The 23,009-nt window shown below is 38.3% G+C and carries 24 protein-coding genes and 10 pseudogenes; 18 read left to right on the top strand and 16 right to left on the bottom strand.

The features are described from left to right. Nucleotides 1-62: 62 nt before the first annotated feature. Both K6984_RS21190 and K6984_RS21185 read right to left on the bottom strand, forming a co-directional pair. A complete protein-coding gene (locus tag K6984_RS21190; protein ID WP_221897307.1) occupies nt 63-1,760 on the bottom strand; it encodes a hypothetical protein in 1,698 nt (565 codons plus the stop codon). Then, entirely contained in the window at nt 1,757-4,213 is a 2,457-nt protein-coding gene (locus K6984_RS21185; protein ID WP_221897306.1) for a hypothetical protein, read from the bottom strand. The genes K6984_RS21190 and K6984_RS21185 overlap by 4 nt, the downstream gene beginning before the upstream one ends. A gap of 110 nt (nt 4,214-4,323) precedes the next feature. Between K6984_RS21185 and K6984_RS21180 the strand changes: the two are divergent. After that, nucleotides 4,324-4,503: pseudogene (locus tag K6984_RS21180) on the top strand (transposase); the annotation flags it as partial. 53 nt (nt 4,504-4,556) lie between these two features. Here the strand turns inward: K6984_RS21180 and K6984_RS21175 are convergent. The 3 genes and pseudogenes from K6984_RS21175 to K6984_RS21165 all read right to left on the bottom strand — a co-directional run. Continuing rightward, nucleotides 4,557-4,712: pseudogene (locus tag K6984_RS21175) on the bottom strand (IS6 family transposase); the annotation flags it as partial. A gap of 30 nt (nt 4,713-4,742) precedes the next feature. Then, nucleotides 4,743-6,152 (bottom strand): IS66 family transposase, encoded by a 1,410-nt coding sequence (gene tnpC, locus K6984_RS21170; RefSeq protein WP_221897305.1) that lies wholly within the window; start codon nt 6,150-6,152, stop codon nt 4,743-4,745. 259 nt (nt 6,153-6,411) lie between these two features. Beyond that, nucleotides 6,412-6,954: pseudogene (locus K6984_RS21165) on the bottom strand (IS6 family transposase); the annotation flags it as partial. Between the two features lie 37 nt (nt 6,955-6,991). On the opposite strand from K6984_RS21165, the gene K6984_RS34465 reads away from it, so the two are divergent. Both K6984_RS34465 and K6984_RS21160 read left to right on the top strand, forming a co-directional pair. Beyond that, nucleotides 6,992-7,120 (top strand): hypothetical protein, encoded by a 129-nt coding sequence (locus K6984_RS34465; RefSeq protein WP_263458600.1) that lies wholly within the window; start codon nt 6,992-6,994, stop codon nt 7,118-7,120. A 27-nt stretch (nt 7,121-7,147) separates the two neighbouring features. Next, nucleotides 7,148-7,342 (top strand): hypothetical protein, encoded by a 195-nt coding sequence (locus tag K6984_RS21160; protein ID WP_221897303.1) that lies wholly within the window; start codon nt 7,148-7,150, stop codon nt 7,340-7,342. On the opposite strand, the pseudogene parA reads toward K6984_RS21160, so the two are convergent. The 5 genes and pseudogenes from parA to K6984_RS21130 form a co-directional block, all read right to left on the bottom strand. After that, nucleotides 7,310-7,959: pseudogene (gene parA, locus K6984_RS21155) on the bottom strand (ParA family partition ATPase). The gene K6984_RS21160 and the pseudogene parA sit on opposite strands and share 33 nt — an antisense overlap. 37 nt (nt 7,960-7,996) lie before the next feature. After that, nucleotides 7,997-8,602, bottom strand: coding sequence for a replication initiation protein (locus tag K6984_RS21145; protein WP_221897301.1), 606 nt, complete (start codon nt 8,600-8,602; stop codon nt 7,997-7,999). Further along, nucleotides 8,586-8,816: a replication initiation protein gene (locus K6984_RS34460; RefSeq protein ID WP_221897300.1), complete on the bottom strand. Its 231-nt coding sequence runs from the start codon at nt 8,814-8,816 to the stop codon at nt 8,586-8,588. The genes K6984_RS21145 and K6984_RS34460 overlap by 17 nt, the downstream gene beginning before the upstream one ends. A 365-nt stretch (nt 8,817-9,181) precedes the next feature. Further along, nucleotides 9,182-9,655 (bottom strand): hypothetical protein, encoded by a 474-nt coding sequence (locus tag K6984_RS21135; protein WP_221897299.1) that lies wholly within the window; start codon nt 9,653-9,655, stop codon nt 9,182-9,184. Nucleotides 9,656-9,906: 251 nt separating this feature from the next. Next, the gene (locus K6984_RS21130) at nt 9,907-10,095 is read right to left on the bottom strand and encodes a hypothetical protein (RefSeq protein ID WP_221897298.1); all 189 of its coding nucleotides are present in this window, start codon (nt 10,093-10,095) and stop codon (nt 9,907-9,909) included. Nucleotides 10,096-10,165: 70 nt separating this feature from the next. On the opposite strand from K6984_RS21130, the pseudogene K6984_RS21125 reads away from it, so the two are divergent. Further along, nucleotides 10,166-10,705: pseudogene (locus tag K6984_RS21125) on the top strand (IS6 family transposase); the annotation flags it as partial. On the opposite strand, the gene K6984_RS21120 reads toward K6984_RS21125, so the two are convergent. Beyond that, complete coding sequence (locus K6984_RS21120; RefSeq protein WP_221897297.1) at nt 10,631-10,822, bottom strand: hypothetical protein; 192 nt, start codon at nt 10,820-10,822, stop codon at nt 10,631-10,633. The pseudogene K6984_RS21125 and the gene K6984_RS21120 sit on opposite strands and share 75 nt — an antisense overlap. 27 nt (nt 10,823-10,849) lie before the next feature. Next, nucleotides 10,850-10,978, bottom strand: coding sequence for a hypothetical protein (locus tag K6984_RS34455; protein ID WP_263458596.1), 129 nt, complete (start codon nt 10,976-10,978; stop codon nt 10,850-10,852). Here K6984_RS34455 and K6984_RS21115 point away from each other — a divergent pair. The 3 genes and pseudogenes from K6984_RS21115 to K6984_RS21105 all read left to right on the top strand — a co-directional run bounded on the left by K6984_RS21115 (nt 10,956) and on the right by K6984_RS21105 (nt 12,859). Further along, on the top strand, nt 10,956-11,105 hold the full coding sequence (locus tag K6984_RS21115) for a transposase (protein ID WP_221897296.1): 150 nt from the start codon (nt 10,956-10,958) through the stop codon (nt 11,103-11,105). The genes K6984_RS34455 and K6984_RS21115 overlap by 23 nt on opposite strands. A 53-nt stretch (nt 11,106-11,158) precedes the next feature. Continuing rightward, nucleotides 11,159-11,422 (top strand): annotated as a pseudogene (locus tag K6984_RS21110) (DDE-type integrase/transposase/recombinase); the annotation flags it as partial. A 468-nt stretch (nt 11,423-11,890) separates the two neighbouring features. Then, entirely contained in the window at nt 11,891-12,859 is a 969-nt protein-coding gene (locus K6984_RS21105) for a hypothetical protein (protein WP_221897295.1), read from the top strand. Nucleotides 12,860-13,195: 336 nt separating this feature from the next. On the opposite strand, the gene K6984_RS21100 is transcribed toward K6984_RS21105, so the two are convergent. Then, entirely contained in the window at nt 13,196-13,384 is a 189-nt protein-coding gene (locus K6984_RS21100) for a hypothetical protein (protein WP_221897294.1), read from the bottom strand. A gap of 12 nt (nt 13,385-13,396) precedes the next feature. Here K6984_RS21100 and K6984_RS34450 point away from each other — a divergent pair, with 12 nt between their 5' ends. After that, nucleotides 13,397-13,522 carry a hypothetical protein gene (locus K6984_RS34450; protein ID WP_263458828.1) on the top strand — a complete coding sequence of 42 codons (126 nt, stop codon included), beginning with the start codon at nt 13,397-13,399 and terminating at the stop codon, nt 13,520-13,522. A gap of 20 nt (nt 13,523-13,542) precedes the next feature. On the opposite strand, the gene K6984_RS21095 is transcribed toward K6984_RS34450, so the two are convergent. Continuing rightward, nucleotides 13,543-13,713 carry a hypothetical protein gene (locus K6984_RS21095; RefSeq protein ID WP_221897293.1) on the bottom strand — a complete coding sequence of 57 codons (171 nt, stop codon included), beginning with the start codon at nt 13,711-13,713 and terminating at the stop codon, nt 13,543-13,545. Nucleotides 13,714-13,725: 12 nt separating this feature from the next. Between K6984_RS21095 and K6984_RS21090 the strand changes: the two genes are divergently transcribed. The 10 genes and pseudogenes from K6984_RS21090 to K6984_RS21045 all read left to right on the top strand — a co-directional run. After that, entirely contained in the window at nt 13,726-14,085 is a 360-nt protein-coding gene (locus tag K6984_RS21090; RefSeq protein WP_221897292.1) for a type II toxin-antitoxin system HicA family toxin, read from the top strand. Next, on the top strand, nt 14,078-14,518 hold the full coding sequence (locus tag K6984_RS21085) for a type II toxin-antitoxin system HicB family antitoxin (RefSeq protein WP_221897291.1): 441 nt from the start codon (nt 14,078-14,080) through the stop codon (nt 14,516-14,518). The genes K6984_RS21090 and K6984_RS21085 overlap by 8 nt, the downstream gene beginning before the upstream one ends. Next, nucleotides 14,511-15,002 carry a preprotein translocase subunit SecB gene (locus tag K6984_RS21080; protein ID WP_221897290.1) on the top strand — a complete coding sequence of 164 codons (492 nt, stop codon included), beginning with the start codon at nt 14,511-14,513 and terminating at the stop codon, nt 15,000-15,002. Before K6984_RS21085 ends, K6984_RS21080 begins: the two co-directional genes overlap by 8 nt. A 353-nt stretch (nt 15,003-15,355) precedes the next feature. Next, nucleotides 15,356-15,487, top strand: a pseudogene (locus tag K6984_RS21075) (IS6 family transposase); the annotation flags it as partial. 211 nt (nt 15,488-15,698) lie between these two features. Further along, nucleotides 15,699-15,839: a hypothetical protein gene (locus K6984_RS21070; RefSeq protein WP_221897289.1), complete on the top strand. Its 141-nt coding sequence runs from the start codon at nt 15,699-15,701 to the stop codon at nt 15,837-15,839. Nucleotides 15,840-16,083: 244 nt separating this feature from the next. Then, complete coding sequence (gene tnpC / locus K6984_RS21065) at nt 16,084-17,493, top strand: IS66 family transposase (RefSeq protein ID WP_221897288.1); 1,410 nt, start codon at nt 16,084-16,086, stop codon at nt 17,491-17,493. A gap of 53 nt (nt 17,494-17,546) precedes the next feature. Beyond that, on the top strand, nt 17,547-18,713 hold the full coding sequence (locus tag K6984_RS21060) for an IS3 family transposase (RefSeq protein WP_087870166.1): 1,167 nt from the start codon (nt 17,547-17,549) through the stop codon (nt 18,711-18,713). Nucleotides 18,714-18,769: 56 nt separating this feature from the next. After that, nucleotides 18,770-19,282, top strand: a pseudogene (locus K6984_RS21055) (IS3 family transposase); the annotation flags it as partial. Nucleotides 19,283-19,337: 55 nt separating this feature from the next. After that, nucleotides 19,338-19,793 (top strand): annotated as a pseudogene (locus K6984_RS21050) (transposase); the annotation flags it as partial. A gap of 54 nt (nt 19,794-19,847) precedes the next feature. Further along, nucleotides 19,848-20,426: pseudogene (locus K6984_RS21045) on the top strand (IS6 family transposase); the annotation flags it as partial. Nucleotides 20,427-21,205: 779 nt separating this feature from the next. Here K6984_RS21045 and K6984_RS21040 read toward each other — a convergent pair. Together K6984_RS21040 and K6984_RS21035 are read right to left on the bottom strand one after the other, a co-directional pair. Continuing rightward, entirely contained in the window at nt 21,206-21,886 is a 681-nt protein-coding gene (locus K6984_RS21040) for a hypothetical protein (RefSeq protein WP_221897285.1), read from the bottom strand. A gap of 9 nt (nt 21,887-21,895) precedes the next feature. Further along, nucleotides 21,896-22,888 carry an IS30 family transposase gene (locus tag K6984_RS21035; RefSeq protein ID WP_221894956.1) on the bottom strand — a complete coding sequence of 331 codons (993 nt, stop codon included), beginning with the start codon at nt 22,886-22,888 and terminating at the stop codon, nt 21,896-21,898. Nucleotides 22,889-23,009 lie beyond the last annotated feature (121 nt).

Here is a 23,009-nt window from a genome sequence, read left to right as displayed (position 1 = left end):
AGCTGAAACTACATTTATCTATTTTGCAGTATCACGTGAACAATCATCAGATTCAGATTCTCCTAATATAGCAATCTTAAATCCATTGTGGTGTTCGATAAACTTTTCATTACGGTCTGTCCCAGGATTAGGCTGGAAGCCTCTCCTAATATCATAGGTAAAATAAAATGTGATATTTCACTTGCAGCATTACTATCAAATGGAATAGAAAAACTTCCTAAAGCAGGTTTTACATTATCAATAAAGTTATTATCTCTTGCGTAACTAACCATACATTTTTCGTCGACACTAGGATACATAGCAAAAACAAAGTCTAATGGCTGTCTATCTTGACCATGTAAAAATAATCCATATTTATAATAAATCTCTGGACCTAAAGTTTTTTCAATAGTTTCTATAGTAGAGAATTTTGCGTCAATAATTCCTCGCCTTATCACGTTCCCCTTCTCATAGATTACAACTATATCTGGCAAATACCCAGAACTTCGAACTTTTGAATTGACTAGAGGTCCATCTATTTTTTTTGATATACGAGGTTCATAAAAAATAGATACAACCTCATCATCACGTTCAAGCTGTACTAATCCAGCTGTACCTTTATCCTTACGAATCAAATCATCTAAAGCAAAACCATTATCCAATATAGATTCAATTATTTTAATGAAGCAGAAATGCTCAAAAATTTCTGTAACTCCTAAAATTGGGCTTCTGAATTCATTTCCATAACTTAAATTGTTTACTGTGTGCCAACGAGAAATAAGAGAATATAAATTAATATAACGCACATCATCAAAGAATTTATTACTATACTCAGGAAATGTTTCAAATGGGGGTGATAATTTTAATTTAGAATTTAAAGATGAAATAATTTCACCATTATTGTCTATCAGGCGATGAACAGAACTGTGAGGAAATAATTTTGTATCTTTGTACTCCTCAGATAACTCGTACAGCTTTGATTTTATGGAATACAAACATGTCAGCAATAAACGGTTTTCATATGTATCATAATTAGTAGACATTATTGTCTGACTCATTTTGTTTATATCAAAATTTAATCCACCATATGAAACAATAACTGTTGAAGATAAACTTAACTCATCTGGATGTTCTATTAGCCATCCGATATCTTTATCAGAAACAAGTGAGTTTTTGCTATAGCTTTTAGTAACAGATTTTTTATGAATATTAGTGAAAAAACTTAATTCACCGATAAAAAACTTTTTAATTTCTTCATGCAGCTCGTAAGTTAATGCAATTCTCAGCCAAAAATGAGATGAATTTGTATCGCTAGTTTCTTTTGCCAACGTATTAGATCGATAAAAACTAGAAATATAAAAATTAAAGAAATCTGATTTGGCTACGTTTTCATACATTAATTCCAACTTTTTCCCTGATAGCAAACCTTGTTTGTTATTAAGTGTTGCCAGTCGATACTTTGTATGACCAACTTCCAAATCAAGCTCAAATATACCTAAATTAAATCCTAAAAAATATCTTGCTGATAAATAATCAGTTTTATACTCAAAAGTATCATCTTTTTTGAAAGATCTTAAAGACAGGATTTCAAATCTATTAATTATAATTTTTACATCCTCACATTTCTCTTTAGTTCTAACGCTAAAATAATAATCCCTTACATTAAAGTCAGCACTGATCTTTATAGCTTTTCTTCGTGGAGGCCACAAACCTAATCTATTTTCTTCATCCGAAAAATTTCCATTTTTAAGAACAGGTATTAACTCAACGGAGTCAATCATGAGAAAAAAGAATACGCTTCAAATTGGCTATTAGAAATAATAGATCTCAATCTCTTAGATGACCTAAGAAGCCCTTGAGATGATAAATAATCATTGAATTCTTTGATAGCTTTAGAATACTCCCTTCCTTGCCCATTTATAAGGGGAAGCACATAAACTAAAATGGCATAATCAAACGCTTTTAACATTTCAGAGTGGTCTTCGCTCAGAACATATCTTAATGTTTCTGTGAAGGCGCAGATTGCTTTTAATTTCCGATGCCCAATATCTATAAAGCGATGTTTTTCAATAATTTCTTCCATAATGCGTCTTTCATCCGTTTTAAAATCAAGAGTTTTATGTTTATTGAAAAGCTCTTCAAGTTCATTCAATGAAAATTGAGAAATTGTATCCTCATTATTTTCTGAATATTCCTGACTCAACAAACCACTAATAGAATTTTCTATATAAATTACTGGACTTCGATCTAGGAATCTTGCAGATAATGGCTCTGTTGTCCTGTCGTAATTAACAGTAGCAACAAACCTTAATCCTTTAGGTAAAGATAAAACTTCACCTCGTTTAGTTCCTGGTATAGAAAAACTATCGGAATTATCACAGGCTCCCATAAATACAGACCAATAATGTTCAATTGAACTTAAATTTGCTTCATCTAACAAAGCAATTGAAAATTGTTGTTCAGATGGTATTTCCTGAAGTCCATTAATAAGCCGATATAGACCAAAACAATCGGGTTCATAACTATTATTGAGTTTATTATAAAACCCTAATAAGTCCCTATCAGAGCTCCATCCTCTTTGCACTTGAATGTGCGCATATTTATTTTCTTTCTGTATACCCAATACATGAGCTATTTCTCCTACAGTAGAAGATTTTCCACTACCAGGCTTACCAGCTAAAGTGACTATTAAATTTTGAATAATACAAGTCAACAATATTGCGACATCATCTTGATTAACAACTCTTCTTCTTTTGCTTAAATTATTGGTCAAAATTTTAATAACATCTAACCTAGCTTTGTCATTCTCGCTGTTAATCTTTTCAAAAGTGATATTCTTTTTTATATCGGCTTTAATCTCATCAGTTAAATTAATATTTCCAGAAATAGCATCTAAACCCATTTTAAGTTCAATTAATGTTGATGTATGCTTTGTTTGTGATTGATTTATTGTATCTTGTGTTTCTTCCAATAAATTCTCAGCTTTAGACTTTTCCTTTTTGATTTTTTCGATCTCATCCATAAGAATTTTCTTATGCGTTTTAAGTTCAGAAACATTATATACGATATCTTTTTCTTCACGGATTGCAATAAGTTCTTGTTTCATGTCCTCAAGCTCAATAACAGGTTTTGATTTCTCTAGGTCATTAATCTCAGACTTTAACTGCTGAAGCTTTTGTGCTTTTAATGCAATTTCTTCCTGAGCGGCTTTTTCTGCTTCTAAAGTATTTTTTTTGAGCTCTTCTTCAAAATACCTACTTAGTAAGCTATCTCTATTTGTATTAACATAATTTTTTATTTTTTCTTGGCCTTCATCAGACCTTAAAAAATCAGATAGAATTTGTCCGAAACCTTCCATCTTGCCTAATTTATCAGGGAAACTAATTAGTCTTTTCTTCCGAAGTTCAAATACATCGTCTGGTATATGTGAATCACTAGAAAGTTGATTTAACTTGTCTTTTAATTGAGAAAATTGATTCCCAACTCCAATATTTTGATCCTTTAATAATCTTGATGCCCAGCGAATAATATTATCATCACTGCTTAAATCTAGTAAAGTCGAAGATTCATGAGGTAAAAAATCACAATTAACCAAATACTTATTTCCCAATGCTGAGAAAATAACACCATCCGGTATTAAATCGTAATCAAAAGCCTTCGTACTATGTGAAACGCCACTTATTCGCCGCCATTTTCCACCAAAAGGTTTATCTGGAGCCCTGTACTTGAAATAATATCCTCCACTTTCTTCCCTAACACTTTCCCTTAGAACCTCTACAGGGCCAATAACTAATCTCCTACCACTCTCATTAGTACAAGAAATAAAGAACGCACTACAGGGGATAGAGTTAGAAAAACATACCATTCCATCACTTTGTGCAGGATCAGGGTAATCAGTATCAATTAACAAATTTACATCTAAGTATTTCGAAATTTCTGCAAACTTGTCAAAAGTTACATATTTAGAAATTCCATCATGACTATTGTTTTCATCCCATGAGAGAGAAACATTGACTTCTACTTTATAAAACTGTCCTTCTTGTGAATTAATGAATTTGCTATACCCTTTAGTGACGTGAATAAGTCCATTTTTTAAAAATTCTTGCTCATTTACAGGCCTCAAACCATCAATAGTTTCTTCAAAAACCGGCCTTAGGAAGCCTTGTCCATTCTCATGTCGGTTTTCTCGTTCTCGTATACAAAAAACTATTTTTTTATCTTCTTTTAATTCCATAATTATATTTTTTAAGAATTCACAGTTTTATTGCTCCCAGATAGCTAGTCAAAACCTTGCACTTTAGTGCAAGGCTTTAGCTGCTACACACTTATGTTAAACTTTGTTCTATGAATGGTCAAAGTCGAAGTGGTCATACAGTTACGCGATTCACGGCTCACTTGTTATGGGTAACAAAGTATCGATATCCGGTATTAAAGTGCGATATTAAAAAGGGTTGTCGTGAATTGATAATTCAGGTATGTGATGCAGGGGATGTCCATATCTTAAAAGGAGTGGTAAGTAAAGATGGTTCTGTCGCAAGTATTATTGAAAATGCAGACCTCCTGGTCTTCAGGCATAACTATCCTGCTAAAGCCATAAACTGCTTATAAGCAGTAATATTTTCCTCAGACAATTGCCCCTTTCGGATGATATGTGCCGTTTCAATTCCATCAATTGTTGCTTGGGCGGAGTGAAACGCTTTAAAGCCCATCATCGGTTTTGTTATTTTTGTAACTACTCAGCGAAGCTGAGTAGTCCAATGAAATTATAAAGCAAATTCAGGTAACTTTCCCTCAAAAACCAGGGTCATTGCCTGAGTTGCACTTAGACCTTGTTTACGGCACGTTGATAAATACCCTCTGACACGACAAAATATCTCTGCACCCTTGGTACTACGAAAGCAGCCGGATATTTTCTGTTGAACCTTGGTCATCCGAATCGAATTTTCTGCGGCATTATTGGTAAATGGCACCCAGGTATTTGTCATGAAGCGCAAGACATCCTCTTCATAATTAATCAGCCTTTCCAGTAAGTTTCTAGCTTTACTGCGTTTTATTCGCCCCCGTTTTACTTCTTTAGGCTTATCGGGTGGTGGGCATTCAATCTCCGCTTTGCCAAGTAATTCTCTGTATTGTACTTTCCATTTTTCTGCTTCTTTATGTAGTAGCATGCCACCTGCTTCATTGACGGCATCATTCATTTTTTCAAGTAGTCGTTTCATTTCAAGCGCCCACTCCTGTTTATCCTGCTCCCAGGCGCGCGTTAATTCCCTCAAATGATGTGCATTACAAAGCGAATGAGTACAGTCATATTTATAGTAGGGCTTCCAATGATCATGACATAAAATCCCATGAAAATGGGGTAAAATCCCAATGTCATTCATTGCCTCTGTGCCACGTTTGGCATGGGGAAAGAAGTGTGTCCACTGATCATTGGACGTCCCATGTAGCCAATCGCGCTTACCATTAATATTAATGCCTGTTTCATCCGCATGAATGCACGGTGATTCGACTAAGTGTTCTTTTCTGATAGTTTCAAACCCAGCCAACTTCTCATAGGCCAGTTCATTGAAATTATAGATAGAGCCTTCACTAATCGGCATACCTAATTGATCAGCGAAATACTCCTGTATTCGGTTGTAGGGCAATAACTGATATTGCGAAAGATAAACCACATGGGCTTTTATCCCATTACCATATTGCGCAGCCTTAGTAACCTCATCTGGAAAAGGAGCGATAAAACACTGACCTTTTTCATTTATCAACCGTTGCGCCTGGTATTCTGTCACTACCCTTGAGATATCAATATCGAATACCTGGCGTGTTTCAAAGCCATCTGCCGTGTATCGCCCTTTTGGCAAGGTACGGCGATCAATGGTAATGATCTCGATTTCATCCGGGTCATCTATTTTTTGAAGTGTCGTGCCGACATGCGATTTTTGTCCGCCAGAAGGCTTATCTGATTTTTTTCGATTCCCTTTTTTACGGTTGGGATCACTTGCAGGTGGTTTACTGCTATTTTTGCTGTTCAGTGTCACTCCATTGAGTAATACCGTGACTAATAATAGAATCACTTCCAGTGCTGATTTTAGCGCAGGCGATATATCACGCTCAGTTTCAAGTAACTGTTTGGCATGACTGATTGCGGAATCAACATCGATGAAGTCTATTTTCAAAGGGTAACCTGTATTGCTTTAAGGACAGGCTTATTATCTCATGGGTTTTAAATCCCGAATTTTCCTTGTTTTAAGCGATTGTAAGGCGAATAAAAAAGTTCTTCGAGGTCGTAGATGTTTAAGGGGACATTTTGTGATGACTATAGCGATAGAAGCAATAAAGCGTGGATTAATCGACTGTTGGGCAGTTCACTAAAAATCACAAAAACCAGGCTAAAACCCTGTCAAGAACTTTTTTAATTATTTACGCTGAGTAGTTACTTATTTTTTTGATAAAGCGATGATCCTGTTCGATGATGTTATTCAAATATTTAACTTGTAATATGTCAATCATAGTGGCAAACCCAGCGAGGATTAACAAGAGGTTAATATTGGCTAATCCTGCATAGTTAGCGCCACTTTTTTCCATAACGACCTTATCAGGAAAGCCATTATTGTTAATCGTTTGTTTGAAAAATGCGGTTGCAGCCTCTTCATCACGGTACTCAGAAAGCATGAAATCAAGCGTATCCCCGTGACTATCAACAGCTCGGTATAAATAGGTCCACTGCCCCTTCACTTTGATATACGTTTCATCCATGCGCCACGATTTATTGGTTTCTCGTTTCTGAGATTTAGCGTTTACAGCAATGTCAGGAGAATAACGGATAACCCAACGGTTGAGCGTAGCATGATCCACTTCAACACCTCTTTCTTCCATAATTTCTTCAAGGTCGCGATACGAAACACCATACCTGACATAAAAGAAAACAGCATAAAGAATGACATCTTTTGGAAAGTGAGTACCTTTGAAGCTGAGCATGTGATCCACCTTTTATTGAAGCGGGGAGTCGCTATTTTTGCGAAAGCTTGTTTTGGGCATCCCAGCCCAAGCAAGCGGCAAAAACTTAACGCGACCACTTATGCCTCCGGCGGCCCCGATTCGTCCTCGTCACCTCGTCCCGACCCAACAAGGGGTCGGAACATAGGCTCCAAATGACTTGACGCCGTGTCGGATGGCCTTTTATTTTGTCTCCACCTTCCCTAACGCTCAGACTCCGACAAAACAACGGCCCTACGGCTATCGCGGACTAAAAATCTTCACTTCGCTTAGGCTCCGTTTCCCTGATTTTCAGCGATTGAGAATTATGATAGCAGATAACGTCGGGAAGGGGGATTTATGCGACAGAACCATTAATCATCTCCTTTAATTCATCAGCGATTGCCAGTATCTCTTTAGCAGCTTCATTACCAGGCTCCATATCTAAAACACTGGATCCAATAGCGGCACTTTTTTCATAAATAATACGTTGAAAAGTACAACTCTTTAACACTGGTAACCCATACCCTCTTAAGGCATCGCCTATTTCTTTACTCAACTGAGTATTTTTAATGGATCGTGAAATAATAAAGGCCGCTTGCGGAGCTCCATCAGTCACTTCTTGACGTGCCTTAATGATATCAACTAAATCTTCACAGGCCCAAATGTCATAAGGTGATGGTTGCACAGGTATCAAAATGATATCAGCACACTTAATCGCGGGCACCGCAAATTGCAGAATTAGCGGTGCCCCATCAATAACAATCCACTCCTGGTTATCTTTAACCGCTTGAATATCTTTAGCTAGAGTCTGCCTATCTAAGCCAATTACGGGGGGGCTAAACCTCCATCACTTACCGCATTCCAATCTCGTGCACTGCCCTGAGGATCTGAATCGACTAATAACACTCGCTGATTTATTGTCTGCAAGGCTCTGGCTAAATTAGTCGCAATGGTGGTTTTACCCGCACCGCCCTTTTGATTCAAAATAGCAACAATCTTACTCATTAAATGCCAAAGACCACAACCTGTTATTGATAATTTTCTACGATTTTTTACCTAATGCCTGCTTTAGAGAAGCGATCCGCTTTCCTGCCTCTGGGTATGATTCACCAACTCGTGCCAATTTATCAACCTCTGTTTCAGGGATACCGTGCCATGTCTTTTCTTTCTTGGGTTTTTTATCTTTTTTTAGTGAATACTCGAATTTAAAAGCCACTATATTACGGCCTCGCTTTATTTGAGTATAAGCCACCGTCATATCACTGTGTTGGTTTATCTCAGTTATAGCAATATCGATTACTTTTCGCTTCAAATCACCAATATTTTTATACTTATCTTCAATCTGAAATTTCTTCTTAAGCCAGTCTACTTCTACTACCTTAGTATTAAGGTCCCACTTCACCAATAATTCATAAATTCTGATTGAGTAATTTGATTTAAACATCAAGATATTGTTAAGGCGGTACTGCGTAAACTCACGTCTCAGCTCTGATATGTAAGGAATTATTTTCTGTGAAAATTGGAGCTCTACAGATCCAGAATTAGGGATGTATTCGATAGAAGAAACCCATCTAGTTTCTAGTAGCCTATTATCTGGTAGATTTATTGATACAGACCGAGAATAAAGCCTTTTAGCTGCCAGCTCCAATTGTTTGTAAGTGTTTTTTGGTGTCTAAACCGATTAAGTCTATTAGATCTTGAACTGTAACGATAAATTTATCATCACTATTTATCACTCCCATAGAATCTATTTGGCTAATACAGGTTAGCAATACCCTATTTTCATTAATGCTCAACCTATATCCAGCTTCTACAATATTGTTATGTTTTACCACTGTTAAGTGATTATTTGAGTTATCCACAGAATGCCTAGAATAATATTAAAAACAAGGACGTACAATACCATAAAAAGGTCATGATTAAACCATAAAAAGGTCATGATTAAACCATAAAAAGGTCATGATTAAACCATAAAAAGGTCATGATATACATTTATAATGTATTGATTTTAAATAATTTTAATAGTCCTAAAAAAAGAAAAAAAGAAAAAAAGAAAAAATTAAAGATTTTTTAAAAGTCACTTTTATAAGACTCATATTGAAAATATGAGGGATGTTTAAGATTCTTCCTATTTCTGTATTAAATCCTTAGTTTTTTTCTGATCCAATTCGATCAATCGTCCTTTCATTTCAGCCGCTACCGTTTGGGATCGGGGAGTCGCTATTGCCTACGGCGCCACAGCCGTCCCGCGTACGTGCCACTTCGCCACACCATCGTAAACTCGGCGCAGGCTACGTAGCACTCCCTCAAATGACTGGACGGCTTTCGTTTTTAACAAATCAGTAAAACTGACTTTCTCTTGAGCAAAGTCAGTTTCTTTTTGGTTAAGTTGGTCTTCTAAGCCCCCTGACTTTTCCTTTTCAGCTTGAAATTTAGCTTCTACCACAGCTAACTCCTTTCCTGTTTGATTTTTTATATCATCAGACTGCTTCAGATCGTTTTTAAGCTCGATTACGCCAGATTCTAGGGAGTTAGCCCTCTGAATCAATAATTCGGTCTTGTTAAGCTTCTGAGTGAGTTTTAAGCGTGCGTCTTCGGAAGCATTACGTTCTTGCTTTAAATTCTGGGTTAATTTATCAATTTCTTGTTTACGTTCATCAGCTAACGCTTGGTTTTCAGACTGTAAACGGTTCTGTCGCATAAATCCCCCTTCCCGACGTTATCTGCTATCATAATTCTAAATTTCAATAAAAGGTGGATCACATGCTCAGCTTCAAAGGCACTCACTTTCCAAAAGATGTCATTCTTTATGCTGTCACAGACTGAGCAGAAAGCAGCTCAGTCATGGCTGCCTCAAATGGCTCTACGGCTATTCGGGATAAAATTTTAGCCTCCCTCGCGCGCTATCGCGCACTTCGGATTGGCAAATTTCCCTGCGCCTTCTGGAGACTATCATCCCGTCCGGGGCTGACAGCGTATGTCAGGTATGGCGTTTCGTATCGCGACCTTGAAGAAATTATGGAAGAAACAGGCGCGCCATGCTACCTCACGAAATTCCGGGACTCCTGTCGCCATAATTCGTTCACCTACGCAGCGGATGGGAGATGCCCTGAACGCCCTGCGTCCGCAACGACTACGCACAAAAGCCGCTTCGTCATTACTACCTCACTGGCTGGACGGCTATTCGGAATGCAATTCTTGCTCCTCTCGCGTGCTGCTAGCACACGTCGAATCAGCGAATTGCCCTGTCGCCTATCAGGGACTAAAAATCACCACTTCGCTAAGCTCCGTTTCCATGATTTTCAGCGGAGGTGTTGAAGTGGATCATGCTACGCTCAATCGTTGGGTTATCCGTTATTCTCCTGCCATTGCTGTGAAAGCTAAATCTCAGAAACGAGAAACCAATAAATCGTGGCGCATGGATGAAACGTATATCAAAGTGAAGGGGCAGTGGACCTATTTATACCGAGCTGTTGATAGTCACGGTGATACGCTTGATTTCATGCTTTCTGAGCGCCGTGATGAAGAGGCTGCAACCGCTTTTTTCAAACAAACGATTAACAATAATGGATTTCCTGATAAGGTCGTTATGGATAAAAGTGGCGCTAACTATGCAGGATTAGCCAATATTAACCTCTTGTTAATCCTCGCTGGGTTTGCCACTATGATCGACATATTACAGGTTAAATATTTGAATAACATCATCGAACAGGATCATCGATTTATCAAAAAAATAACAAAACCGACGCTGAAAATCAGGGAAACGTAGCCTAAGCGAAGTGAAGATTTTTAGTCCGCGATAGCCGTAGGGCCGTTGTTTTGTCGGAGTCTGAGCGTTAGCGAAGGTGGAGACAAAATAAAAGGCCATCCGACACGGCGTCAAGTCATTTGGAGCCTATGTTCCGACCCCTTGTTGGGTCGGGACGAGGTGACGAGGACGAATCGGGGCCGCCGGAGGCATAAGTGGTCGCGTTAAGTTTTTGCTGCTTGCTTGGGCTGGGATGCCCAAAACAAGCTTTCGCAAAAATAGCGACTCCCCGACCGCTCAAGCAACCATTGATGGAATTGAAACAGCACATATGATCCGAAAGGGACAATTGTCTGAGGAAAATATTCCTGCTTATAAGCAGTTTATGGCTTTAGCAGGATAGTTATGCCTGAAGACCAGGAGGTCTGCGCTTTTGATAATTATTGCGACAGAACCGGATTAGCCAATATTAACCTCTTGTTAATCCTCGCTGGGTTTGCCACTATGATCGACATATTACAGGTTAAATATTTGAATAACATCATCGAACAGGATCATCGATTTATCAAAAAAATAACAAAACCGATGATGGGCTTTAAAGCGTTTCACTCCGCTCAAGCAACCATTGATGGAATTGAAACAGCACATATGATCCGAAAGGGACAATTGTCTGAGGAAAATATTCCTGCTTATAAGCAGTTTATGGCTTTAGCAGGATAGTTATGCCTGAAGACCAGGAGGTCTGCGCTTTTGATAATTATTGCGACAGAACCATCGGGAAGGGGGATTTATGCGACAGAACCGTTTCTAGTGCTAAGTTGTGGCAGTTTAGTAGAGCAAATTGCTTTCCGCCGGGAGGAGCTGATTATGGAAATGAGTCAATAACATTCATGAGCTCGGAGAAGAGATTGTCGAGGGTTTTTAGCAGGCACTATAAGCATGGAAAGATGAGACATCAGCTTGACACTGGATGGGAATATTTATGGAATAATAACGGGGCAGCCCATAGAGATAATACAGGTCAATCCTTATGGACTGTTGTGGGATTCCATTATTTGAAATCTGGAAATAATAAAACGTTCCTTTCTAAACGTAGCCAAACTGACAATTGTAATTTTTCTTTAACTTAACCTTAAAACGATGTAGCTCAGAGGATTACATCGTTTTAACTATCAAGAGGATAGAACTATGAGTACATGTAAAAAATACGGGTTAACAGTGTTTTTTCTAGTAGGCTTGTTTTCAATTTTAGCTTATGCGAGATACACATTAACCGGGGACGAAGGTAATTCTGAAGAGGGAGGTGTAATTGAAAAAGTAAGTAAAGTTGAAAAAGTTTCACCAACTTTTGTTCCAGAAAAAATTCGTCATAACCCATCCCAAAAACCCCCTGAGGTATCAGAGAAGGTGCATTCGGGATATAAGGCGTGGGAGCCACCTTCAGATATGGAATATGCCTATACTGAATATCCTGATACTGAAAATTCAGATACTGAACATTCCGATGAAAATAAAAAGAATATAGAGTCAGAATTTGAAGCTATGGAAGAGTTCTTTGGGGGGCAGGAAGAGGATGTATCCTTCGCTCCAATGGAGGATTTTCCTATACCTGACTATGTTAAAAAGGAAACGGAGTTGTCTATACGACAAATGAAAGAACGGGGGTATGTTGATATGACTGAAAATAGTATAACTCCAATCCGAGACGAGATGACTCCAAAAAGTAAAAAATTTGAGAAGACCCATGAGGAAGCGGTTAAACTTTTAACGGTAGAACCCACTAATTTAGATGAAACACCCTTCGAAGGTAAAAAGGTGGTTTCCAGACAGGTGAGCGGGCTCTATGATGAAGGGAAGTGGACTACTTTAACAAGAGTTTATGAGTTTGACAATTTAAGCTTGGTTCAACTTTCGGAGGATGATTATCATACCGGAGGGGGTAAAGTGGTATTTACCGAAGAGGCAGTTAATGAAAATATTAATGGGAATCCTGCTATATACGAAGTGGGGATAAGTCCCAGCGGGAAAGCTACAACTTCCCTAGTATGGACAACAGATTCTAAATATTATGAATTAACCCTAGAGAAAAACGCATCAAGTAGTAAAGAAATGAAAGAGGAATTCTTAAATTTAGCACGTTCAGTACCTATAGATTAAGAATTTAGGTGGTTGTTCAAATCGTGATCTTCTTATTGAACAACTTGGGATGTTTATCCACATATACCCCGCATTCGTGACTGTGCGAGGTATTTTAATATAAAATCGGGGGTGGGTCGCTTTTGATAATTATTGCGACAGAACCTTATATAATGGTTCGGCTTCAGAGAACGAAATATCTCAAGAGCCAGAATGGATACCTGAAACGGTTTTAAATCGTGGACTTCAGTTGTTAGCATTTATGGAAGAAAGGTGGCAAATAGTGATTGGTGATGATGAATTTAAGACTCAGTTATTGCATTTGGAATTTATTAAGGACAAGGAGGGCGTCGCGATTTAATGATTGCATATTATCATTTTTAATGTAAAATTTGCCAAATCACAAATTGTGACACTATATATGGTGTCATAGGCGCGCCATGCTACCTCACGAAATTCCGGGACTCCTGTCGCCGTAATTCGTTCACCTACGCAGCGAACAGGAGATGCTCCAGCCGCCCTGCGTCCGCCACAGACTGAGCACAAAGCAGCTCAGTCATGGCCACCACAAATGGCTCTACGGCTATTCGGGATAAAATTTTAGCCTCCCTCGCGCGCTATCGCGCACTTCGGATTGGCAACAACCCTGCGCCTTCTGGAGACTATCATCCCGTCCGGAGCTGACAGCGAATGACAAAAATTATCTATACTAATGTAATAACAGCCTTTAAGGGTGCTGGTGCTAGCATGAGGTGCCAACAGGCGCGCCATGCTACCTCACGAAATTCCGGGACTCCTGTCGCCGTAATTCGTTCACCTACGCAGCGAATAGGAGATGCTCCAGCCGCCCTGCGTCCGCCACAGACTGAGCACAAAGCAGCTCAGTCATGGCTACCACAAATGGCTCTACGGCTATTCGGGATAAAATTTTAGCCTCCCTCGCGCGCTATCGCGCACTTCGGATTGGCAAATTTCCCTGCGCCTTCTGGAGACTATCAGCCCGTCCGGGGCTGACAGCGGAGGCTAAAGCTCTATTGAGAAAATTAGACTTTGAATTGAAAGACGGACGGAGAGGTGGACATAAGGTTTATACTCATCCTCATATTGCGTCTTTCACTTCAGGTTCACTAAATTGTGATCATGGCAGAAACCCTGAAATTAAAAAGCCCTATATAAAAAAAATAATAAAGGTATTAGAGAAGTACAAGAATGAACTCGTAAAATACTTGGAGAAACGAAATGAATAGTGAAAAAATGTTTGATGCGGGTCTATACAATATCACTGTACGAAAAGGAAATTTCGACGGCGAAGTGTTCTTTGAAGCCAAAGTAAAAGAATTACCTGATGTAGTAGAATATGCAGATTCTTATGAGGAAGCATATTTACTTGCAATCGACAGTCTTGAAACAACAGCCGAAGCTTTAGCTGAACAAGGTAAAGTAATGCCGTCTCCTATTTTGGAGAATGGTGATTTTAGTGGACGCATCACTAATTGTTTGGCCTTTACCTTAGGTGAAAAGTTTGGAGTAACACGTACTATTCACAGTATCAAATCATCTATTGGTTCTTTGAACCAAACAGATTTCATGAATGTGCAACCTAAACGTCAGCAAGTAGCTAAAATATTTCCCATTAAACCTATAATGGAAGGTGCTACGGAGCAAAGGTGTTATGGCTAATCATGCAGACTTTCAAAAAGCTAAAGATACACTTAAATCTCATGATATTTATATAAAAAACACAAATTGTTTTACTAATCCAGATTTCGATCCTAAAAGATCTGATTTCGATGGTGTAGTTTACCAGTTCATGCATGTTGTTAAAGGCTCTGAGGTCTTTGGAGTTCAAGATGATGAAGGTAATGAAGAACACTTTTTTAAAGTTTATGTAGATGTAGGTTGCCGTTTTATTAAAGAAGAAGATAAAGGCAATAAGGAGCCTGAGGCTTTAGCTCAAATAGAAGCTAGTTTTTGCTCTGAATATCAAATGCTTGATAAAAACATTGATGAATATTCATTAAAAACATTCGCACTTCAGAATGTTAGCTATCATATTTGGCCTTTCTGGAGAGAGCATTTAATGAATATGTGCACTCGTTTAAACCTTCCGAAAGTTGCATTACCAACAATGCAAGTTAAACCACAAAACAGTAATGAAGAATAACTCTGTTACTTCATCTCGCCTTCAGTATATAGATAAGGGGTTCTGTCGCAAAAAGTGTAAAAACCGACTATATCCTAGTTTTATGCAGCTAATGAATAATATTTCATTCAAGATGAAATCTCGATTACCCTATCGTTAAAAGTTCGACAGATAGCTTTTCAAGCCATATAGCACCTGGCATACAGATTAATAATGCCTTAAAAAATACCGCTATTTTTAGCTGAACATGTGAATCTTTTTTGGATGATATTAAACCTTATAATAGTGGCTTTCGGTTTTTTGCGACAGAACCCTAAAAATCACCACTTCGCTAAGCTCCGTTTCCATGATTTTCAGCGAACGAATGACATCATATGCTCAGCTTCAAAGGCACTCACTTCCCAAAAGATGTCATTCTTTATGCTGTTTTCTTTTATGTCAGGTATGGCATTTCGTATCGCGACCTTGAAGAAATTATGGAAGAAAGAGGTGTTGAAGTGGATCATTATAATCCCCCAGCAAATCCAGACAAGAAATCAAAGCAATCTTATTCCAAATTAGTTACTATTTGTAAAAAATTGGTAACTACCAGGCGCGCCATGCTACCTCACGAAATTCCGGGACTCCTGTCGCCGTAATTCGTTCACCTACGCAGCGAATAGGAGATGCTCCAGCCGCCCTGCGTCCGCCACAGACTGAGCACAAAGCAGCTCAGTCATGGCTACCACAAATGGCTCTACGGCTATTCGGGATAAAATTTTAGCCTCCCTCGCGCGCTATCGCGCACTTCGGATTGGCAAATTTCCCTGCGCCTTCTGGAGACTATCAGCCCGTCCGGGGCTGACAGCGTCAGCGTAAATAATTAAAAAAGTTATTGACAGGGTTTTAGCCTGGTTTTTGTGATTTTTAGTGAGCTGCCCAACAGTCGATTAATCCACGCTTTATTGCTTCTATCGCTATAGTCATCACAAAATGTCCCCTTAAACATCTACGACCTCGAAGAACTTTTTTATTCGCCTTACAATCGCTTAAAACAAGGAAAATTCGGGATTTAAAACCCATGAGATAATAAGTCTGTCCTTAAAGCAATACAGGTTACCCTTTGAAAATAGACTTCATCGATGTTGATTCCGCAATCAGTCATGCCAAACAGTTACTTGAAACTGAGCGTGATATATCGCCTGCGCTAAAATCAGCACTGGAAGTGATTCTATTATTAGTCACGGTATTACTCAATCGAGTGACACTGAACAGCAAAAATAGCAGTAAACCACCTGCAAGTGATCCCAACCGGAAAAAAGGGAATCGCAAAAAATCAGATAAGCCTTCTGGCGGACAAAAATCGCATGTCGGCACGACGCTTCAAAAAATAGATGACCCGGATGAAATCGAGATCATTACCATTGATCGCCGTACCTTGCCAAAAGGGCGATACACGGCAGATGGCTTTGAAACACGCCAGGTATTCGATATTGATATCTCAAGGGTAGTGACAGAATACCAGGCGCAACGGTTGATAAATGAAAAAGGTCAGTGTTTTATCGCTCCTTTTCCAGATGAGGTTACTAAGGCTGCGCAATATGGTAATGGGATAAAAGCCCATGTGGTTTATCTTTCGCAATATCAGTTATTGGCCTACAACCGAATACAGGAGTATTTCGCTGATCAATTAGGTATGCCGATTAGTGAAGGCTCTATCTATAATTTCAATGAACTGGCCTATGAGAAGTTGGCTGGGTTTGAAACTATCAGTAAAGAACACTTAGTCGAATCACCGTGCATTCATGCGGATGAAACAGGCATTAATATTAATGGTAAGCGCCATTGGCTACATGGGACTTCCAATGATCAGTGGACACACTTCTTTCCCCATGCCAAACGTGGCACAGAGGCAATGAATGACATTGGAATTTTACCCCATTTTCATGGGATTTTATGTCATGATCATTGGAAGCCCTACTATAAATATGACTGTACTCATTCGCTTTGTAATGCACATCATTTGAGGGAATTAACGCGCGCCTGGGAGCAGGATAAACAGGAGTGGGCGCTTGAAATGAAACGACTACTTGAAAAAATGAATGATGCCGTCAATGAAGCAGGTGGCATGCTACTACATAAAGAAGCAGAAAAATGGAAAGTACAATACAGAGAATTACTTGGCAAAGCGGAGATTGAATGCCCACCACCCGATAAGCCTAAAGAAGTAAAGCGGGGGCGAATAAAACGCAGTAAAGCTAGAAACTTACTGGAAAGGCTGATTAATTATGAAGAGGATGTCTTGCGCTTCATGACAAATACCTGGGTGCCATTTACCAATAATGCCGCAGAAAATTCGATTCGGATGACCAAGGTTCAACAGAAAATATCCGGCTGCTTTCGTAGCACCAAGGGTGCAGAGATATTTTGTCGTGTCAGAGGGTATTTATCAACGTGCCGTAAACAAGGTCTAAGTGCAACTCAGGCAATGACCCTGGTCTTTGAGGGAAAGTTACCTGAATTTGCTTTATAATTTCATTGGACTACTCAGCTCCGCTGAGTAGTTACAAAAATTGGAGTATTAAAATGAGCAGAAAAAGAACGGTCTACAGTGCTGAATTTAAAAGCAAGTTGGTATTAGAAGTTTTAAAGAATGAAAAAACACTGCAAGAAATTGCCAGTGCAAATAACATCACACCTAAGAACCTACAAAACTGGAAAAAAATATTCTTAGACAATGCAGAAATAGCAATGGAGCCCTCCAAAGCCGTTAAAGATTACAAAGAGGATCTATTAGCAGCTCAAGAACAAAATGAGATGCTCACAAAAATCGTAGGAAAAATGACGGTTGAAAAGGAGTGGCTCGAAAAAAAGCTAAAAAGCTTGGACTCATCTGATAGAAAACAGTTGATTGAGCCCAAGCTTAACACTCTACCTCTAACACAGCAGTGTGCATTATTAGGATTAAATAGAAGCAATCTCTATTACAAAAAAAGAGAGAATAAAAAGAAAGAAGAGATCAAAACTCAGATTAATCACATTTTTAAAGACATCCCTATTTATGGTGCGGCTAAAGTACACCAGCAGTTGCTTGAAGGTGGTTTTAAAGTCAGTTTAAACACGGTGGCGAGTTATCGGCAGCAGATGGGCTTGAAAGCCGTATTAGCGGTAAAACAAGTCAATACAACGATCCCCATAAAAGAACATAAAAAATATACTTATAAGCTTAGAGATCTTGATATATCACACGCTAACCAAGTTTGGAGCACAGATATAACCTATATTAAAACCAAAGAAGGGATGGTTTATTTAGCGGCGATTATTGATTGGCACTCAAAAGCAGTGCTCGCCCATAAAATATCAAACACAATGGATTCTTTTTTAGTTATGGATGTATTAGATGAAGCGCTTTCTCTCTACGGAACACCTGAAATTTTTAATACGGATCAAGGCAGTCAATACACCAGTGAAATTCATACCCAACGACTAAAAAACAAAGGCATCACTATTTCTATGGATGGAAAAGGACGAGCAACGGATAATATTTGTATTGAACGGTTTTGGCGAAGTGCAAAATGTGAGCGTATTTATTTAAATGAATATGGTTCAATTAGAGCGTTAATAGAAGATGTTGATGACTATATTGAGTTTTATAATCATCAACGGTTTCATGAAACCCTGGACTATAAAAAACCAATGAATGTATATAGAGAAAGTATTTTAGCTAATGAACAGCAGAATGAAGCGGCTTAGGAATATGGAATAAGGATTGTTGAAAAATCTGTCTTGACTCTTTGGGGTGCTATAATATATCACACGCTAACCAAGTTTGGAGTACAGATATAACCTATATTAAAACCAAAGAAGGGATGGTTTATTTAGCGGCGATTATTGATTGGCACTCAAAAGCAGTGCTCGCCCATAAAATATCAAACACAATGGATTCTTTTTTAGTTATGGATGTATTAGATGAAGCGCTTTCTCTCTACGGAACACCTGAAATTTTTAATACGGATCAAGGCAGTCAATACACCAGTGAAATTCATACCCAACGACTAAAAAACAAAGGCATCACTATTTCTATGGATGGAAAAGGACGAGCAACGGATAATATTTGTATTGAACGGTTTTGGCGAAGTGCAAAATGTGAGCGTATTTATTTAAATGAATATGGTTCAATTAGAGCGTTAATAGAAGATGTTGATGACTATATTGAGTTTTATAATCATCAACGGTTTCATGAAACCCTGGACTATAAAAAACCAATGAATGTATATAGAGAAAGTATTTTAGCTAATGAACAGCAGAATGAAGCGGCTTAGGAATATGGAATAAGGATTGTTGAAAAATCTGTCTTGACTCTTTGGGGTGCTATAAGGGATGGTTTATTTAGCGGCGATTATTGATTGGCACTCAAAAGCAGTGCTCGCCCATAAAATATCAAACACAATGGATTCTTTTTTAGTTATGGATGTATTAGATGAAGCGCTTTCTCTCTACGGAACACCTGAAATTTTTAATACGGATCAAGGCAGTCAATACACCAGTGAAATTCATACCCAACGACTAAAAAACAAAGGCATTACTATTTCTATGGATGGAAAAGGACGAGCAACGGATAATATTTGTATTGAACGGTTTTGGCGAAGTGCAAAATGTGAGCGTATTTATTTAAATGAATATGGTTCAATTAGAGCGTTAATAGAAGATGTTGATGACTATATTGAGTTTTATAATCATCAACGGTTTCATGAAACCCTGGACTATAAAAAACCAATGAATGTATATAGAGAAAGTATTTTAGCTAATGAACAGCAGAATGAAGCGGCTTAGGAATATGGAATAAGGATTGTTGAAAAATCTGTCTTGACTCTTTGGGGTGCTATAGAAAGAGGTGTTGAAGTGGATCATGCTACGCTCAATCGTTGGGTTATCCGTTATTCTCCTGCCATTGCTGTAAAAGCCAAATCTCAGAAACGAGAAACCAATAAATCGTGGCGCATGGATGAAACGTATATCAAAGTGAAGGGGCAGTGGACCTATTTATACCGAGCTGTTGATAGTCAGGGGGATACGCTTGATTTCATGCTTTCTGAGCGCCGTGATGAAGAGGCTGCAACCGCATTTTTCAAACAAACAATTAACAATAATGGTTTTCCTGATAAGGTCGTTATGGATAAAAGTGGCGCTAACTATGCAGGATTAGCCAATATTAACCTCTTGTTAATCCTCGCTGGGTTTGCCACTATGATTGACATATTACAAGTTAAATATTTGAATAACATCATCGAACAGGATCATCGCTTTATCAAAAAAATAACAAAACCGATGATGGGCTTTAAAGCGTTTCACTCCGCCCAAGCAACAATTGATGGAATTGAAACGGCACATATCATCCGAAAGGGGCAATTGTCTGAGGAAAGTATTCCTGCATTTCCAACAATACTTGCGACAGAACCCACATAAATGGTCGTTTATGTGGTGGTGCTTTTCCCTCATAAATTATTTCGCAACCAGCTGCATTAAGCGCGTCTATTTGTAGTGATGTATCTTGAAATGTTGTTGAAACCCGGACGTAACCTATTTTCATTTGTTTACTTCTTTAACAGGGGTTTTATTAACGATAACACATGATATGTTTTTTAACAGCCTTTTTTAACTCTATTTGCGAAGAATCAGGGCGACTTGAAGGTGATTATTGGTGCGGATGGTGATGTAAAAAATACACTTGTTTTTTTTACATCGCCATCAGTGCATCTACCCCCACTCTCCTCTAGTGAGTGTCGAATTGTTAGGATTGCCAAGGGGATGCGTGGTTAAAGAATGAATAAACTAGGTGCGGTGGCAAATGGTACGTATCACCAGTCAAGAATATTGTTGAATGATAAAAGGAAATAAATAGTCTTAGCGTAGCTATCTCGATAACCTCTACGACTCTATCGAGAGCGGTCCACGAATCTTTGAAGCATACTTTATGTATTCCCCCTGTAACTACTCAGCGTAAATAATTAAAAAAGTTCTTGACATGGTTTTAGCCTGGTTTTTGTGATTTTTAGTGAACTGCCCAACAGTCGATTAATCCACGCTTTATTGCTTCTATCGCTATAGTCATCACAAAATGTCCCCTTAAACATCTACGACCTCGAAGAACTTTTTTATTCGCCTTACAATCGCTTAAAACAAGGAAAACTCGGTATTTAAAACCCAATTGCTTAATATAACATGGCTTTTTATGCGGCTTTATTTCATGCGTCAGGGCTAACAAAGCGGTGGTTATCTTTTCGTTTTGATTCTGGAAACTGGTGATTGTAATAGTCAATAAGCCAGATATGTTTACTCCTAATTGAAGGGTTGTCACTTAATTCATCGGGAATTACTTTACATATTGCTTTCCAACTATCATCAGCATTACCATTTTTCATATAGTTTATGAAATACAACCCATCACTCTCGAGTATCAAGTGCTCGTTTTTTGACAGCTCACTAGCAGGGTAAACTAAATCTATTAACTCTTTGCTAATTATAACTCTTGGAGTTAATGCAATGGTAGATTCAATCTTATAAGCATCAATCATTCCATTGCTAAACAAGAAATCTTCAGTTGAAAAATGTTTTCCGTATGAGGCACCACCACGGCATAATATTCCATCATTAAGCAAATCATATTGGTAGTTTGAAATAACGTCTACGACCTTTTTGTAGTTCTCTTGGCTATATGGTATAGCCAGCACGACGGAATCAGAGAACTGTGTTATTTCTAGGCCAATTATTGTCTTTTTCAGCTCTTTAGTTTTAAGGTGAATTGTATATAAAACTTTAATGTAACGATGTTCTTTTTTTGGTCTTTCGCAATCATGTTGTACCATTGCCGAAAACCCTAATAAATCTATAAAAGCGACTATATATTCCTTGAGTTCAATAGCCATTACTTGAATTCAAGTCATAAGTACATAACCCAATAAATTTTTCATATCTATCCCAGTCAGCTCTTCAAATACCTCATAAGGTGTTTTGTAATTGAGACACTTTTTAGGGCGACTATTTAGCTTATCAACGGCTATAAAAACCTCTTTTATCGTAACATCAATCAACTCCATTACTTTAGGGAAATACTGTCTTAATAAGCCATTAGCGTTCTCATTTTGCCCTCTTTCCCAAGAGCTGTAGGGAGTCGCAAAATACGTATCACAGCCTAGTGCTTCTGCTATTTTTTCATGCAGGGTAAACTCTTTCCCGTTATCAAAAGTAATTGTTTTAACAAAGCTTTTTATAGGATCAAGCATTAAAATAGTTGCGTCTAATACATATTGAGCCTTTTTCCCCGCTAAAGGGAAGGCCAACCGTAATTTAGAGACTCGCTCATCCAACGTTACAATCGCCCCTTTGTGATTTTTCCCAATGATTGTATCTGCCTCCCAATCACCTATACGCTTACGGTTGTTGACCTCTTCAGGACGCTCATCTATATCGACTCTATTAGGGATTCCTGTCCTATTATGGGCTGACCCATACCGCTTGCGATAGGTTTTGTTCTGATGCCGAAGATGCTTGTATAGTTCACCCCCTGCCTTTTTGTCCGCCAGAATATGCTGGTAGATTGTTTCATGATGAAGACTAATTATACCTTCTTGTTTTAACCGCCCTGCAATCTGCTCAGGACTCCAGTCATCCTCAATGCGAACATTAACAATGCCTTTTATTTCATCCGTTAATTTAACCTCTTTAGGCTTGTTTTTGTGTCGTTCTTGGGCAAAATCTTCTGCTTGTTTATGCCTGTAGCCTCTTTGACCTGTATTGCGTTTAATCTCGCGTGAAATATTGCTTTGGCTTCGTTCTAAGGCTTCTGCTATTTTATTCTGTGAAGTTCCCTTTTTTAATTCAATTTCTATATAATATCTTTCTTCAGGACATAGGTGTGTATAGCTCATTTGTAGCCTCTGTAAATTGTTTGGTAGCTGTTTACTTTACACCTATGTCTTGTCTTAATTCAACAGGTGTTAGTCTAGCCAATACTTGCAGAGGGTTATGCACTTATTATACGAATTCAGG

Origin of the sequence: Bathymodiolus japonicus methanotrophic gill symbiont, assembly GCF_019721995.1 — a bacterium.
Taxonomy (GTDB): Bacteria; Pseudomonadota; Gammaproteobacteria; order Methylococcales; family Methylomonadaceae; genus Methyloprofundus.
The sequence above is the reverse complement of the archived record's forward strand: the minus strand, read 5'-3'. Positions and strand labels throughout refer to the sequence as shown.

What these genes read in the sequence shown, in the direction of transcription:
- K6984_RS21160 (WP_221897303.1), top strand. Translation starts at nt 7,148, where the DNA reads ATGGCCTTTTATTTTGTCTCCACCTTCCCTAACGCTCAGACTCCGACA.
- K6984_RS21090 (WP_221897292.1), top strand. Translation starts at nt 13,726, where the DNA reads ATGGCTACCACAAATGGCTCTACGGCTATTCGGGATAAAATTTTAGCC.
- K6984_RS21135 (WP_221897299.1), bottom strand. Translation starts at nt 9,655, where the DNA reads ATGCGACAGAACCGTTTACAGTCTGAAAACCAAGCGTTAGCTGATGAA.
- K6984_RS21115 (WP_221897296.1), top strand. Translation starts at nt 10,956, where the DNA reads ATGCCCAAAACAAGCTTTCGCAAAAATAGCGACTCCCCGACCGCTCAA.
- K6984_RS21040 (WP_221897285.1), bottom strand. Translation starts at nt 21,886, where the DNA reads ATGGCTATTGAACTCAAGGAATATATAGTCGCTTTTATAGATTTATTA.
- K6984_RS21185 (WP_221897306.1), bottom strand. Translation starts at nt 4,213, where the DNA reads ATGGAATTAAAAGAAGATAAAAAAATAGTTTTTTGTATACGAGAACGA.
- K6984_RS21070 (WP_221897289.1), top strand. Translation starts at nt 15,699, where the DNA reads ATGGCTACCACAAATGGCTCTACGGCTATTCGGGATAAAATTTTAGCC.
- K6984_RS21080 (WP_221897290.1), top strand. Translation starts at nt 14,511, where the DNA reads ATGGCTAATCATGCAGACTTTCAAAAAGCTAAAGATACACTTAAATCT.
- K6984_RS21105 (WP_221897295.1), top strand. Translation starts at nt 11,891, where the DNA reads ATGAGTACATGTAAAAAATACGGGTTAACAGTGTTTTTTCTAGTAGGC.
- K6984_RS21085 (WP_221897291.1), top strand. Translation starts at nt 14,078, where the DNA reads ATGAATAGTGAAAAAATGTTTGATGCGGGTCTATACAATATCACTGTA.
- K6984_RS21035 (WP_221894956.1), bottom strand. Translation starts at nt 22,888, where the DNA reads ATGAGCTATACACACCTATGTCCTGAAGAAAGATATTATATAGAAATT.
- K6984_RS34450 (WP_263458828.1), top strand. Translation starts at nt 13,397, where the DNA reads ATGGCCACCACAAATGGCTCTACGGCTATTCGGGATAAAATTTTAGCC.
- K6984_RS21190 (WP_221897307.1), bottom strand. Translation starts at nt 1,760, where the DNA reads ATGATTGACTCCGTTGAGTTAATACCTGTTCTTAAAAATGGAAATTTT.
- K6984_RS21120 (WP_221897297.1), bottom strand. Translation starts at nt 10,822, where the DNA reads ATGGCCTTTTATTTTGTCTCCACCTTCGCTAACGCTCAGACTCCGACA.
- K6984_RS21060 (WP_087870166.1), top strand. Translation starts at nt 17,547, where the DNA reads ATGAGCAGAAAAAGAACGGTCTACAGTGCTGAATTTAAAAGCAAGTTG.